13 protein-coding genes are annotated in these 14,109 nt (G+C 70.2%); all 13 read right to left on the reverse strand.

The window, feature by feature from the left end; all coding sequences use genetic code 11:
• Positions 1–568: 568 nt before the first annotated feature.
• The 13 genes from ABIE67_RS09475 to ABIE67_RS09535 all read right to left on the reverse strand — a co-directional run bounded on the left by ABIE67_RS09475 (position 569) and on the right by ABIE67_RS09535 (position 14,104).
• Complete coding sequence (locus ABIE67_RS09475; RefSeq protein ID WP_370255845.1) at positions 569–1,435, reverse strand: Pro-rich N-terminal domain-containing protein; 867 nt, start codon at positions 1,433–1,435, stop codon at positions 569–571.
• A gap of 169 nt (positions 1,436–1,604) precedes the next feature.
• The gene (gene aroB / locus ABIE67_RS09480; RefSeq protein ID WP_370255846.1) at positions 1,605–2,696 is read right to left on the reverse strand and encodes a 3-dehydroquinate synthase; all 1,092 of its coding nucleotides are present in this window, start codon (positions 2,694–2,696) and stop codon (positions 1,605–1,607) included.
• Positions 2,693–3,175: a shikimate kinase gene (locus tag ABIE67_RS09485; RefSeq protein ID WP_370268386.1), complete on the reverse strand. Its 483-nt coding sequence runs from the start codon at positions 3,173–3,175 to the stop codon at positions 2,693–2,695. Before ABIE67_RS09485 ends, aroB begins: the two co-directional genes overlap by 4 nt.
• 32 nt (positions 3,176–3,207) lie before the next feature.
• Positions 3,208–4,392, reverse strand: coding sequence for a chorismate synthase (gene aroC, locus ABIE67_RS09490; RefSeq protein WP_370255847.1), 1,185 nt, complete (start codon positions 4,390–4,392; stop codon positions 3,208–3,210).
• Positions 4,393–4,576: 184 nt separating this feature from the next.
• Positions 4,577–4,924, reverse strand: a complete 348-nt coding sequence (locus ABIE67_RS09495) for a hypothetical protein (RefSeq protein ID WP_370255848.1) — start codon at positions 4,922–4,924, stop codon at positions 4,577–4,579.
• 51 nt (positions 4,925–4,975) lie between these two features.
• Entirely contained in the window at positions 4,976–5,815 is an 840-nt protein-coding gene (locus ABIE67_RS09500) for a shikimate dehydrogenase (RefSeq protein ID WP_370255849.1), read from the reverse strand.
• A complete protein-coding gene (mltG, locus tag ABIE67_RS09505) occupies positions 5,796–7,505 on the reverse strand; it encodes an endolytic transglycosylase MltG (protein WP_370255850.1) in 1,710 nt (569 codons plus the stop codon). Before mltG ends, ABIE67_RS09500 begins: the two co-directional genes overlap by 20 nt.
• A 124-nt stretch (positions 7,506–7,629) precedes the next feature.
• Entirely contained in the window at positions 7,630–8,094 is a 465-nt protein-coding gene (gene ruvX, locus ABIE67_RS09510; protein WP_370268390.1) for a Holliday junction resolvase RuvX, read from the reverse strand.
• Positions 8,095–8,129: 35 nt separating this feature from the next.
• Positions 8,130–10,802, reverse strand: a complete 2,673-nt coding sequence (gene alaS / locus ABIE67_RS09515; RefSeq protein ID WP_370255851.1) for an alanine--tRNA ligase — start codon at positions 10,800–10,802, stop codon at positions 8,130–8,132.
• A complete protein-coding gene (locus tag ABIE67_RS09520) occupies positions 10,802–11,152 on the reverse strand; it encodes a hypothetical protein (RefSeq protein ID WP_370255852.1) in 351 nt (116 codons plus the stop codon). The genes alaS and ABIE67_RS09520 overlap by 1 nt, the downstream gene beginning before the upstream one ends.
• Before the next feature lie 8 nt (positions 11,153–11,160).
• Positions 11,161–11,616: a DUF948 domain-containing protein gene (locus tag ABIE67_RS09525; protein ID WP_370255853.1), complete on the reverse strand. Its 456-nt coding sequence runs from the start codon at positions 11,614–11,616 to the stop codon at positions 11,161–11,163.
• Positions 11,617–11,829: 213 nt separating this feature from the next.
• Positions 11,830–12,444, reverse strand: a complete 615-nt coding sequence (gene rpsD, locus ABIE67_RS09530; RefSeq protein ID WP_030053239.1) for a 30S ribosomal protein S4 — start codon at positions 12,442–12,444, stop codon at positions 11,830–11,832.
• Between the two features lie 304 nt (positions 12,445–12,748).
• Positions 12,749–14,104 (reverse strand): replication-associated recombination protein A, encoded by a 1,356-nt coding sequence (locus ABIE67_RS09535; protein WP_370255854.1) that lies wholly within the window; start codon positions 14,102–14,104, stop codon positions 12,749–12,751.
• Between the last annotated feature and the right edge of the window lie 5 nt (positions 14,105–14,109).

The following is a 14,109-nucleotide window of genomic DNA, read 5'->3' on the forward strand; positions in this document are numbered from 1 at the left end:
GGGCGGCTCGGGGTGCCGCGCGAGGTTGCGTGCCGTCTGCAGGTGCGTGGGGGGCGGGTCGGGGTGCCGCGCGAGGTTGCGTGCCGTCTGCAGGTGCGTGGGGGGCGGGTCGGGGTGCCGCGCGAGGTTGCGTGCCGTCTGCAGGTGCGTGGGGGGGGCGGCTCGGGGTGCCACGCAAGGTTGCGTGCCGTCTGCAGGTGCGTGAGGGGCGAGTCGGGGTGCCACGCAAGGTTGCGTGCCGTCTGCAGGTGCGTGAGGGGCGAGTCGGGGTGCCACGCAAGGTTGCGTGCCGTCTGCAGGTGCGTGAGGGGTGAGTCGGGGTGCCACGCAAGGTTGCATGCCGTCTGCAGGTGCGTGAGGGGCGAGTCGGGGTGCCACGCAAGGTTGCATGCCGTCTGCAGGTGCGTGAGGGGCGGTTCCGGGTGCCGCGCGAGGTTGCATGCGGTCTGCGGGTGAGTGGGGGTTGCTCGCGCAGTTCCCCGCGCCCCTTGAGGGCGTCCACTCACGTCGGCTACCAGCTCAGGGGCTGGTCGCCGCCACGCGGCGAAGCCGCATCCACTCCCGTCGGCTACCAGTTCGGGGGGCTTGCGATGGAGCGGGTCAGTACGTCGTTCAGGACCTGGGCGGTCTGTGGGACGTCGAGTTGGGAGTTGTCGATGATCGGGAGGCCGGAGCCGTACCAGCCCGCCATGCGGCCGTGGATGCGGGCGACCTCCTCGTCGGTGAGACGGCGGTTGCCCGAGCGTTCGGCGTTGCGCTCCAGGACGATCTCCAGGCCGGGGAGCAGGACGACCGGGAGGAGGCCGGGGCCCACGTGGCGCTTCCAGCCGCCGAGGCCGACCACCGGGCGGTCGGGGAAGACCGCGTCGTCGAGGATGCACGAGATCCCGTTGGCCAGGAAGTTGCGGGCGGCGAAGCCGCAGGTGCGGCGGGCAAGGCGGTACTGGGCCTCGGAGTTGTCGTTCCACCCGGACTGGGGGTCGGCGAAGCCCGAGCGGACCCATTCGCGGACGTCGTCGAGGCTGATGTGGGCCGTGGGGACCCGGCGGTGGTCCGCCCAGTACTTGGCGACGCTCGTCTTGCCGGCCCCCGCCGGACCGATGAGCAGGACCGCCAGGGTCGTGGCCGTCGGATCGGGTGCCGAAGTGGCGGGCGGGGCGCTCGGCATGCCGACGGGGCCGCCGGGCGGCAGCGGTACGTGGCCCGTGGTCTCGGGTGTGGGCGCGACGTGGGACTGCTGGGGCGCGGGTGGGACCGTTCCGGGGGATGTGAAGCCCGGTGCCGGGGGCGGCGGGGGCACTGGAGCTGATCCCTGGTGGGGGGCGGGTCCCTGGTGCGTGCCCGGGTGATGCGGACCCGAGTGTTGTGCGGCCGGCGTCCAGCCGTGCCCCGACTGGTGGGGCGGCGGCAGCGGAGAACCCACTGCGTGCTGCATCCGGTGCCACTCCATCTCGTCTTCCATGGCCATTGGCGCTGGCAGCGGGGTGTGAGCCCCGCCCGCTACCGAACGGTACCGCCCCCGGCCGCCGTTTGGTGAACGGCCGGGGGCGGTCCGAAGTGCCCATCGCCACAGGCGAATCGGACGGAAGCGCGCTTCCGGGGACTTACTGGCCGACTTCGCCGTACGCGGCGAGCAGGACGGCCGGGTCGGGGCCCTCCAGGACGGTCGGCTTGGCCAGGCCGTCCAGCACGATGAAGCGCAGCAGGTTGCCGCGGGACTTCTTGTCGACCTTCATGGTCTCCAGCAGCTTGGGCCACTGGTCGTAGCGGTAGTGCAGCGGCAGGCCCACGGATTCCAGGATCGTGCGGTGGCGGTCGGCCGTCGCGTCGTCCAACCGCCCGGCGAGACGGCCGAGTTCGGCGGCGAAGTGCATGCCGACGGAGACGGCGGCGCCGTGCCGCCACTTGTAGCGCTCGTTCTTCTCGATGGCGTGGCCGAGGGTGTGGCCGTAGTTGAGGATCTCCCGCAGGCCGGACTCCTTCAGGTCCGAGGAGACGACCTCGGCCTTGACCCGGATGGAGCGCTCGATCAGCTCGGCGGTGTGCGGGCCCGCCGGGGTGCGGGCGGCCTCGGGGTCGGACTCAATGAGCTCCAGGATCGCGGGGTCGGCGATGAAGCCGGCCTTGATGATCTCGGCGAGCCCGGAGACGTAGTCGTTGACCGGGAGGGAGTCCAGCGCGGCCAGGTCGCAGAGCACACCGGCCGGCGGGTGGAAGGCGCCGACGAGGTTCTTGCCCTCGGCGGTGTTGATGCCGGTCTTGCCGCCGACGGCCGCGTCGACCATGGCGAGCACGGTGGTGGGGACGGCGATCCAGCGCACCCCGCGCAGCCAGGTCGCGGCGACGAACCCGGCGAGGTCGGTGGTCGCGCCGCCGCCGACGCCGACGACGACGTCGGTGCGGGTGAAGCCGGACTGCCCGAGCGCCTTCCAGCAGTAGGCGGCGACCTCGGCGGTCTTGGCCTCCTCGGCGTTGGGCACCTGGATGGCGACGGCCTCGTAGCCCTGCTCGGCGAGGTCACCCCGCAGCGCCTCGCCGGTCTCGGCCAGTGCCTCGGGGTGGACGACGGCGACCCGCTGGGCCTTGTCACCGATCAATCCGCCGAGCTCGCCCAGGAGTTGACGGCCCACCAGGACCTCGTAGGGCTCGCTGCCCGCGGTGCCGCCGACCTGGATCCGCGTCACTGCCTCACTCATGCTTCTTTCAACTCCAGTGCGTCCAGGGCGGCTTGGGTCACTTCTTCGGGGGTACGGCCGTCGGTGGCCACGACCGCCGTGGCCACCCCCTCGTACAGATGACGGCGGGCCTCCATCAGCTCGCGCCACTGCTTGCGCGGGTTGACCGCGAGGAGCGGACGGGCGGCGTTGAGGCCGGTACGCTTGACCGCCTCCTCGACGTCCATCGACAGGTACGCCACCCGCTGCCCGGCGAGCAGCGCACGCGTGTCCGCGTCGAGGATGGCGCCGCCGCCGAGGGCCAGGACCCCGTCGTGCTCGGCGAGCGCCCGGTGCACCGCCCGCTTCTCGATCGCCCGGAAGGCGGGCTCGCCCTCGTCGACGAAGATCTCGGCGATCGAGCGGCCCTGTTCGGCGACGATGTCGTCGTCGGTGTCCCGGTAGACCACGCCGAGCCGGTCGGCCAGCAGCTGTCCGACGGTCGACTTGCCCACGCCCATCGGACCGACCAGGACGACCACGGGTGTTGCGCTCACCGGATGGCCAGGTTGTCGAGGTACGAGCGCACGTTGCGGCGGGTCTCGGTCACCGAGTCGCCACCGAACTTCTCCGCCACCGCGTCCGCGAGGACGAGGGCCACCATGGCCTCGGCGACGATGCCGGCGGCCGGGACCGCGGACACGTCGGAGCGCTGGTGGTGCGCCTGCGCCGCCTCGCCGGTGGTGACGTCCACCGTCTGCAGGGCGCGCGGCACGGTCGCGATCGGCTTCATCGCGGCGCGGACCCGCAGCAGCTCACCGGTGGTGAGGCCGCCCTCGGTGCCACCGGACCGGCCGGAGACGCGGCGGATGCCCTCGGGCGTGTTCACGATCTCGTCGTGCGCCTTGGAGCCGGGCACGCGCGCCAGCTCGAAGCCGTCGCCGATCTCGACGCCCTTGATCGCCTGGATGCCCATGAGCGCGCCCGCCAGACGGGCGTCGAGCTTGCGGTCCCAGTGCACGTGCGAGCCGAGGCCCACCGGCACGTCGTACGCGAGGATCTCGACCACGCCACCGAGGGTGTCGCCGTCCTTGTGGGCCTGGTCGATCTCGGCGACCATCGCCTTGGACGCGTCGGCGTCCAGGCAGCGCACGGGGTCCGCGTCCAGCTTCTCGACATCGGCCGGCGTCGGGTACACACCCTGCGGGGCCTTCGCGGAGGCCAGCTCCACCACGTGGCTGACGATCTCGATGCCGGCCGTCTCCTTCAGGTACGACCGGGCCACCGCGCCCAGCGCCACGCGGGCCGCCGTCTCCCGGGCGGAGGCACGCTCCAGGATCGGCCGGGCCTCGTCGAAGCCGTACTTCTGCATGCCCGCGAGGTCGGCGTGGCCGGGGCGCGGGCGGGTCAGCGGGGCGTTGCGGGCCAGGCCCGCGAGGATCTCGGGGTCGATCGGGTCGGCCGCCATGACCTGTTCCCACTTCGGCCACTCGGTGTTGCCCACCATGACCGCGACCGGGGAACCGAGGGTGAGGCCGTGCCGGACGCCGCCGAGGAAGGTGACCTCGTCGCGCTCGAACTTCATGCGCGCACCGCGTCCATAACCGAGCCGGCGCCGGGCCAGGTGGTCCGCCACCATCTCCGTGGTGATCGGCACGCCGGCCGGAAGACCCTCCAGCGTCGCCACGAGTGCGGGACCGTGGGACTCCCCCGCGGTCAGCCAGCGCAACCTGCTCAACGATGCTCCTCAGTGCTCGCGCCCTGGTACTGCCCTGCGTACGCGCGTCCTCGCGTACGTCGACGGCGCGACCAGGTGCGCGGCCCCGGCCCGCCACCTTCGATCCTCCCACGTCCGGGCCCGGTCCCCGGTCGCCGGTCCACCAAGCGGACGGCGGAACGGCGGAGCCGGGCCCCGGAGGGGATCACGCGGAGCCGTTGCCCTGGCGCTGTTGCGGGGCGTACGCGCCGAGGAAATCGGCGCCACTCGGCTGCTGCGCCGGCTGCGGTGCGGCCGCGGCCTGCTGGGGAGCGTACGGCCCCAGATAGTCGGCGCCCCGCCTCTGCCCGTGCTGCGCCGCCGTGTGGACGGCCTGTCCCCCGCGCGCCGCGCGCCGACGGTCGATCTTGCGCTTCAGCTTGAAGACCCACGACCCGACGACGAGCAGCACGATGAGGACCAGCACGGAAATCTGCACCCAGTCCGGCATGAACTGCAGGACGATCTCGAATATCTCGCCCTTACCGGACGCCAGCGGCACACCTGTGGACACGTCTGGTACTCCCCCTCGTTGCTCTCCGCCCCCTGCGGAACCCAGCGGATCCTAGCGGGCCGCGAGAGCGCGCTCCCCCGCTTTTCGCATGGCCTCGACGGGCGCCGGGGCACGGCCGGTCATCTGCTCCACCTGCAACACCGCCTGGTGCACCAGCAGGTCGAGGCCGCTGACGACGGCTCCGCCGTACATGGACCAGCGGGCCGCGAGGGCGGTCGGCCAGGGGTCGTAGAGCACGTCGAAGAGGGTGGCGGGGCGCTCCGGTACGGACGCGGCGAGCGCGTCGGTCGTACCGGCCGGGGTGGTCGCGATCACCAGCGGGGCGCGCAGAGCCTGCTCCGCCTCGGCCCAGTCCGCCGTACGGATCTCGACGTCGAGGCGCTCGCCCCACTGCCGCATCTCGGCCGCGCGGGCCTCGCTGCGTACGTACGCCACGACCTCGCCGGTGCAGACGCGCGCGAGCGCGGCCAGCGCGGAGGACGCCGTGGCGCCCGCGCCGAGGATGGCCGCCGAGTCGACCTGTTCGATGCCGCGCTCCCGCAGCGCGGCGACCATCCCGGGGATGTCGGTGTTGTCGCCGACGCGGCGGCCGTCCTCGGTGAGGACGACGGTGTTGACCGCCTCGACGGACGCCGCCGTCTCGCTGATCCCGTCGAGCAGCGGGATGACGGCCCGCTTGAGCGGCATGGTCAACGACAAGCCGGCCCACTCCGGCCCGAGTTCCGCGAGGAACCCGGGAAGAGCGGCCTCGTCGATCTCGAACCGGTCGTACGACCAGTCCGTGAGCCCGAGTTCCTCGTAGGCGGCGCGGTGCAGCACCGGGGAGAGGGAGTGGGCGATGGGCGAACCTAGGACAGCCGCCCGGCGGGCGTCAGTTGCCCCTGCTCTCATTGAACTTGTCCTTGAGCTTCAAGAAATCGTCGTGAGTCTTAGCGAATTCCGTCTTGTTCACGCCGTCGGTCGCCACGAAGTAGTACCAACCCTGGTTCGTGGGATTCAGCGTTCCCTTCAGCGCACCCTCGCCCGGGTTGTCGATCGGACCGGGCGGCAGACCCTTCTGCGTGTACGTGTTGTACGGGTCCTGGTTGCTCTTGATCTCCGACTCGCTGATGTCGATGTTGCTCTGACCCTTCAGGTAATTGAAGGTTGAGTCGAACTGCAGAGCGCCGTAGGTCTCGGGATTCGCGAGGTCGAGGCGGTTGTAGACCACCTCGGCCATCTTGCGGTAGTCGTCGTCGGTCTTGCCCTCGGCCTGGACGAGGCTGGCGACCGTGATGACCTGCAACGGGTTGTCCAGCTTGAGGGCCTTGGCCTTGGCCTCCAGGTTCAGCTCGTCGTACTTGTCCGCGGCCCGGGTGACCATTTCCTTGAGGACCACCTCGGGCTTCATGCCCTTGGCAGCAGGATAGGTGCCCGGGTAGAGGAAGCCCTCCAGCGGATCCTTGATCTCGCTGTTGCTGTTCGCCCAGCTCGGAAGTCCGAGGCTCTTGTATTTGTCCTCGGCGGCCTTCTCGGTGCTGCCGGACGACAATTCGAGCTTTTCGTCGATCGCCTTGTAGACAGCCTTGTTGCGCTCGCCGGGCCTGACCAGGACGTTGTTCTGGCTTTCGGGGCTGAGCATCATCTCGACGGCGCTGGCGGCGGACATCTGCTTCTTCAGCAGGTAGGCGCCCGCCTGGATCTTGTCCCCGTCGGCGTTCTGCTGCTGAGCGGCGACGAAAGCGTCGACGCTCTTCACGACACCGGCCGCCTTCAGCCGCTGACCGATCTCGGATCCGAAGGCGCCCTTGGGAATCTCGACGGTCACCGTCTCGCTCGTACCGTCACCCGCGAAGTCCGGTGCGTCGGCGAAACGATCCTGGTAAAACTGGTATCCGAAATATCCGACCCCGGCGACGCTTCCGCCGAAGATCAGCACGATCACCAGACAGGCCATCCCGCTGCGTCGCTTCTTGGGCTTTCCGCCCCGGCCCCGGCGGTCACCGCGGCCGCGGCCGCCTCCCGACTCGTCGTCGGAGTCGTCTTCGTCCTCGGTGTCGCCCCCGGCGAAGAAGGCGTGTTCGCCCTGGTCAGGTCCGGGGTCCCAGTCGGTCTGGGGCGGCTCCGGTTCGGCCTGCCGCCGGCTCGGCGGCGCGGGCGGCGGGTACGCCTCGGGGGTGCCGTAGTAGTCGGGCTGCTCACCGCCGTACGCCGCGGGCTGCTGCCCGTACGGGTCCGAAGGGTCGGGGTACTGGGCGTGCCCGTGCGGGCCGTTGGCCCAGCCGTTGTTGTCGTACGGCTGCTGTCCCTGGCCGGCGTACTGCTCCTGTTCGTACTGCTGCGGGTACTGCTGGCCCTGCTCCGGGTAGTGCTGACCTTCCTGCTGGTACTGCTGCGCCTGACCGTATGCGGCCTGCTGGCCGTTGCCCCAGTCGCCGTAGTGCTGCGGCTGCTGCGGCTGCTCCGGATAGTGCTGCGGCTGGCCGCCGTAGGCAGCCTGCTGACCCGCGTGGGCCTGCTGCCCTTCCCATCCGCCGTCCCCGAACAACGGGTCCTCGGGATGCCACGGTTCGGAGCCTGGGCCCCGGCCATACTCAGTCATCGATCCCCTAGAGCCGCGAGGCGGCGGTCACGCGGCTGCTGAAGATCCGGTTCCCGTCCCGCCTCTCTTTGTGCGTCGGCTGTTCGAACACCGGCGCATCGCGCGGAACGTTACCGTATCGCGATCAGATAACCACTTCGACGCTCTCTCCGGGTGCTTTACCTGACACCCGTTCGGATTCAAGCGCCTGCTGCAGGATGATCACAGCGGCCGCCTGGTCGATCACCGACCGGCCCTTCTTCGACTTCACCCCCGAGGCGCGCAGTCCCTGACTGGCCGTCACGGTCGTCATCCGCTCATCCACGAGCCTGACCGGTACGGGCGCGATCATGCGTGCCAGTTCCTGGGTGAAGCCCCTGACCTTGACCGCGGCCGGGCCCTCGCCTCCCTTGAGGGAGCGGGGGAGACCGACGACGACCTCGATCGGCTCGTACTCGTCGACGAGTTGCCTGAGGCGGCGGTGAGCTGCCGGGATGTCCCGGCCCGGGACCGTCTCCACCGGGGTGGCGAGGATCCCGTCCGGGTCGCACGAGGCGACGCCGATGCGGGCGTCCCCCACGTCGATGGCGAGGCGACGACCGCGGCGCATGCCCGGGCCGTCGCCACTCGCCGCTGCTTCGGCGCTCACTTGGCCGTGTCCGCCACGAGCCGCTCGACGGCGTCGACGGCGTCGCCGACGGCGGCCGGGTTCTGGCCGCCGCCCTGGGCCACGTCCGGCTTGCCGCCACCGCCGCCGCCGAGGGTCTTGGCAGCCGTACGGACCAGGTCACCGGCCTTGAGGCCACGCTCGCGGGCGGCCTCGTTGGTGGCGATGACCGTGAGCGGCTTGCCGTTGCTGACCGCGAAGAGGGCGACCACGGCCGCGCGTCCGCCCTGGATACGGCCGCGTACGTCGAGCACCAGCTTGCGCAGGTCGTCAGCCGTGGTGCCGTCCGGGACCTGGCCGGTGACGACGGCGATACCGCGTACGTCCTTGGCGGACTCGGCGAGACCGGCCGCTGCCTGGAGCACCTTCTCGGCGCGGAACTTCTCGATCTCCTTCTCGGCGTCCTTCAGCTTGCCGAGCATGGCGGAGACCTTCTCCGGGAGCTCCTCCGGACGGCCCTTGATCAGCTCCTGGAGCTGGGCGACGACCGTGTGCTCACGGGCGAGGAAGTTGTAGGCGTCGACGCCGACGAGGGCCTCGATACGGCGCACACCGGAACCGATGGACGACTCGCCGAGCAGCTTCACCAGGCCGAGCTGGGCGGTGTTGTGCACGTGCGTGCCGCCGCACAGCTCCTTGGAGAAGTCGCCGATGGTCACGACGCGGACGCGCTCGCCGTACTTCTCGCCGAACTCGGCGATGGCGCCCTGCTTCTTGGCCTCGTCGATGCCCATGACCTCGGCGCGCACGTCGAGGTCGCGGGCGAGGACCTCGTTGATCTTCTGCTCGACGTCGGTCATCACGGCCGTCGGAACGGCCGACGGCGAACCGAAGTCGAAGCGGAAGCGGCCGGGCTGGTTCTCGGAACCGGCCTGCGCGGCCGTCGGGCCGAGGGCGTCGCGCAGGGCCTGGTGGGTGAGGTGCGTGGCCGAGTGGGCGCGGGCGATGGCCCTGCGGCGGAGCGAGTCGATGGAGGCGTGGGCCTTGGCACCGACCGTCACCTCGCCGACCTGCACGACGCCCTTGTGGACGTAGACGCCCGGCACCGGCTTCTGGCAGTCGCGGATCTCGATGACGGCACCGGTGTCGACCTTGATGCGGCCGGTGTCACCGATCTGGCCGCCGCCCTCGGCATAGAACGGGGTGCGGTCGAGGACGATCTCGACCTCGTCGCCCTCGGTCGCGGCCGGAGAGGAGGCGCCCTCGACGAGGATGCCGACGATGGTGGACTCGCCCTCGGTGTCGCCGTAGCCGATGAACTCGGTCTCGCCGACCTTGTCGGCGATCTCCCGGTAGGCGCCGGCGCCGGCGTGACCGGTCTTCTTGGCCTGGGCGTCGGCCTTGGCGCGCTCCCGCTGCTCCTTCATCAGGCGGCGGAACCCGTCCTCGTCCACGGAAAGCCCCTGCTCGGCGGCCATCTCCAGGGTGAGGTCGATCGGGAAGCCCCAGGTGTCGTGGAGCAGGAAGGCCTTGTCGCCGGCCAGGACGGTGGAGCCCGCGGCCTTGGTGTCGGTGACGGCCGTGTCGAGGATGTTGGTGCCGGCCTTCAGCGTCTTGAGGAAGGCGTTCTCCTCGGCGAGGGCGACCTTCTCGATGCGCTCGCGGTCGGTGACGAGCTCGGGGTACTGCTGGCCCATCATGCCGATGACGACGTCGATCAGGTCCTTGACGACCGGACCGGTGGCGCCGAGCAGACGCATGTTGCGGATGGCGCGGCGCATGATGCGGCGCAGCACGTAACCACGGCCCTCGTTGCCGGGCGTCACGCCGTCGCCGATGAGCATCGTGGCCGTACGCATGTGGTCGGTGACCACGCGGAGGGACACGTCCGAGGCGTGGGCGTCGCCGTACGCGACACCCGTCAGGGCGGTGGCCTTCCTGATGACGGCCATGGAGGTGTCGATCTCGTACATGTTCTGCACGCCCTGCAGAATCATGGCGAGGCGCTCCAGGCCGAGGCCGGTGTCGATGTTCTTGCTCGGGAGCTCGCCGAGGATCTCGAAGTTGTCCTTGCCGACGCCCTCGCCGCGCTCGTACTGCATGAAGACGAGGTTCCAGATCTCCACGTACCGCTCGTCGTTGACGGCGGGGCCGCCCTCGACGCCGAACTCGGGGCCGCGGTCGTAGTTGATCTCGGAGCAGGGGCCGCAGGGTCCGGGGACGCCCATGGACCAGTAGTTGTCCTTCATGCCGAGGCGCTGGATGCGCTCCTTCGGCACGCCGACGACCTCGTGCCAGATGCGCTCGGCCTCGTCGTCGTCCTTGTAGACGGTGATCCAGAGCTTCTCCGGCTCCAGGCCGTAACCACCCTTGTCCTGAGGGCTGGTGAGCAGCTCCCAGGCGTACTTGATGGCGCCTTCCTTGAAGTAGTCACCGAAGGAGAAGTTGCCGCACATCTGGAAGAACGTGCCGTGCCGGGTGGTCTTGCCGACCTCTTCGATGTCCGGCGTGCGGACGCACTTCTGGACGCTGGTGGCGCGGTCGAAGGGCGGCTTGACCTCACCCAGGAAGTAGGGCTTGAAGGGCACCATGCCGGCCGGGACGAGGAGCAGAGTCGGGTCGTCCGCGATGAGCGACGCCGAAGGGACGACGGTGTGCCCGCGCTCCTCGAAGAAGCTCAGCCAGCGGCGGCGAATCTCGGCCGACTCCATCAGTGGTCCTCATTCCGGTTGTCCGTGTACGTCGTGTTGTCGATGACGTACGTCTTCGGCTTGTTGCGGTTCTCGATGGCGGTGTACCGCCGGGCTGCGGGAAGTTCGGGGGAATCCTGGATGCCCAGGGCCTCTTCGAGCTCGGCCTCCCGCTGGGCCATGTTGTCGCGGACGTCGAGGGCGAAGCCCACCGCGCGGTCCTTGAGCCGGTGACCTGCCTCGATCGCCTTGTTCGTCGCGGTCGCGGCGAGGCTCTCGGGGGTCAGCTGCTTCAGCTTCCGGTTGACCTTGGTGGTGGCCCACACACCGGCGGCGACGCCCGTGCTGAACCAGAAGGTACGGCGGAACATACTGGGTCTCAGTCCCTCTTTCCGCGGAGGTTTCGCTTGCCCCGTCGCGAGGCCGGAACCGTGCGGCCCACGATCACGGTGCGCCGGGGGGCCTTGGCGGGTTCGTCGTCGTTGCGGCCGCCGAGGGCACGGCGTACGCCGTAGCCGAAGGCCGCGACCTTGACCAGGGGGCCGCCGAACGTGGAGGCGACGGTGGTGGACAGTGCGGAGGCGTTCGACGTGACCTCCTGGACATCGGAGGCGATCGCGTCGACCCGGTCGATCTGGGTCTGCGCGGAGCGCACCGCCGAGGAGGCTTCTGCCAGGAGCGGGACGGCCTGGTCGGTCACATCCGCCACCAGCTTGGTGGTCGCCCTGAGCGTCTGGGCCAGCCTCGCCAGCGCGACGGCGAGGAAGGAGACCAGAATCGCCCAGAAGACGGCCACCAGGATCCCGGCCACCTCTCCACCGGACACTGTGTGCACCCGCTCCCTGAAACGTGCCTCTACATCGGTCTACATCGAGAAAGTCGTGCACCGAGCCTATCGCGCCGGGGATGCCGCTCCACACCGGATTGCCACCCGCGCGGGAGCCGCGTCGCAAGGAGCGACGCCAAGCGAAAACCCGCCGCCTCGCCCACCCGGAAGGGAGGGGAGACGACGGGCTTCAGGCGCGGAAGTCCTACGACCGTCGAAAGATCAACGGGCGTAGTACTCGACGACGAGCTGCTCGTCGCAGATCACCGGGATCTCCTTGCGGTTCGGCTCACGGTCCAGGCGGAACGCCAGGGCCTTGAGGTTCACCTGGAGGTAGCGCGGGGTCTCACCCTCGGGGGCGAAGCCACCCTCACGGGCGATGGAGAAGAGGGTCTTCTCGCGGCTGCGCTCGCGGACCATCACGACGTCGTCGGGACGGACGCGGAACGACGGCTTGTCGACCTTGCCGCCGTTGACCTCGATGTGGCCGTGAACGACCATCTGACGGGCCTGGTAGATGGTGCGGGCGATGCCCGAACGCAGAACCAGGGCGTCGAGACGACGCTCGAGCTCGATGATCAGGGCCTCACCGGTCTTGCCCTGAACCTTGGAGGCACGCTCGTAGGCGCGGACGAGCTGGCGCTCGGACACGTCGTACTGCGCACGCAGACGCTGCTTCTCCAGCAGACGGACCTTGTAGTCCGAGTTCTGCTTGCGGCCCCGGCCGTGCTCACCCGGCGGGTAGGGACGGGCCTCGAAGTACTTGACGGCCTTCGGGGTCAGCGCGATACCGAGGGCACGCGACTTCTTGACCTTGGGGCGGGACTGGTTCGCCACAATCTCTCATTTCTCAGTGTTCGGCTTGTCAGGGTTGTGGGAGGTCGCATCCGCAGCCGGGGAAACCCTCCGGGTCCGTTGCCGGGCCTGGTGGGCAGCCGCTCCCCTGGTCTGGGCACATACGTGCAGCACGCGAGTGGCCCACCGACCGGTCCCGCCATGCGGCGAGTGGTGGTGGGCTGCCCGCGACACCAATCGAACGGTGCGCGACGCTCCTGGAGTCCGGTCCGAAGACCGGGTCTCCGGCTGACCGTCCCGTTCTGACTGCACGGGACACAGCACTTCGACGAATTCTACAGGGTGCTCAGGACCGCTTCCGACCGAGGTGCTTCCTGGTCCACTCGACGGCGTCCGCGTACCGCGCCTCGGCGCCGTGCCGGGTCGGGGTGTAGTACTCGCGGTCCTTGAGGGCGTCCGGGGCGTACTGCTGCTCGGCGATGCCCTCGGCCAGGTCGTGCGGATACACGTACCCCTGCGCGTGCCCGAGCTTGGCGGCGCCCTTGTAGTGCCCGTCCCGCAGATGCGGCGGCACGGGTCCGGCCTGTCCCTTGCGTACGTCCTCCAGCGCGGCGCCGATGGCGGTCGTCGCGGCGTTGGACTTGGGGGCGAGGGCGAGGGCGATGGTTGCGTGGCTGAGGGTGAGGGCGGCCTCGGGGAAGCCGATCATGGCGACGGCCTGGGCGGCGGCGACCGCGATCGGCAGGGCGTTCGGGTCGGCGAGGCCGATGTCCTCGCTGGCGGAGATCATCAGGCGGCGGGCGATGAAGCGGGGGTCCTCGCCGGCCTCGATCATCCGGGCCAGGTAGTGCAGGGCGGCGTCGACGTCGGAGCCCCTGATGGACTTGATGAGGGCGCTGGCCACGTCGTAGTGCTGGTCGCCGTCGCGGTCGTACTTCACCGCCGCCCGGTCGACGGTCTGCTCCAGCGTCTGGAGGCTGATCTCGGTCTCGTCCTGGTCCAGGGCGGCCCCGGCCGCGGCCTCCAGGGCGGTCAGGGCGCGGCGGGCGTCGCCGCCGGCGATCCGCAGCAGGTGCTCCTCGGTGTCCTCGGGGAGGCCGACGGCGTCCTTCAGACCGCGCTCGTCGCTCAGCGCCCGCCGCAGCAGGCCCCTGATGTCGTCGTCGGTGAGGGGTTCGAGGGTGAGGAGGAGGGAGCGGGAAAGCAGCGGGGAGATGATCGAGAAGTACGGGTTCTCGGTGGTCGCCGCGATCAGGGTCACCCAGCGGTTCTCCACGGCCGGGAGGAGGGAGTCCTGCTGGGCCTTGCTGAAGCGGTGGATCTCGTCGAGGAAGAGGACGGTCTCCTTGCCGAAGCCACCGGTGGCGCGGCGGGCGCCGTCGATGACCGCGCGGACCTCCTTCACCCCGGCGGTGATGGCGGACAGCTCGACGAAGCGCTTGTCGGTGGCCTTGGAGACGACGTACGCCAGGGTGGTCTTGCCGGTGCCCGGTGGGCCCCAGAGGATCACCGAGGACGGTCCGGCGGGGCCGCCGCCGGACTCGCCGACGAGCCTGCGCAGGGGCGAGCCCGGCTTCAGCAGGTGCCGCTGGCCCACGACCTCGTCCAGGGTGCGCGGGCGCATGCGCACCGCCAGGGGACTCCCCGCGGGGTCCTTCTCCTGGCGTTCTTCTGCTGCGGCGGTGAACAGGTCGGGCTCCACGCTCA

This window comes from Streptomyces sp. V4I8, assembly GCF_041261225.1.
Taxonomy (GTDB): Bacteria; Actinomycetota; Actinomycetes; order Streptomycetales; family Streptomycetaceae; genus Streptomyces.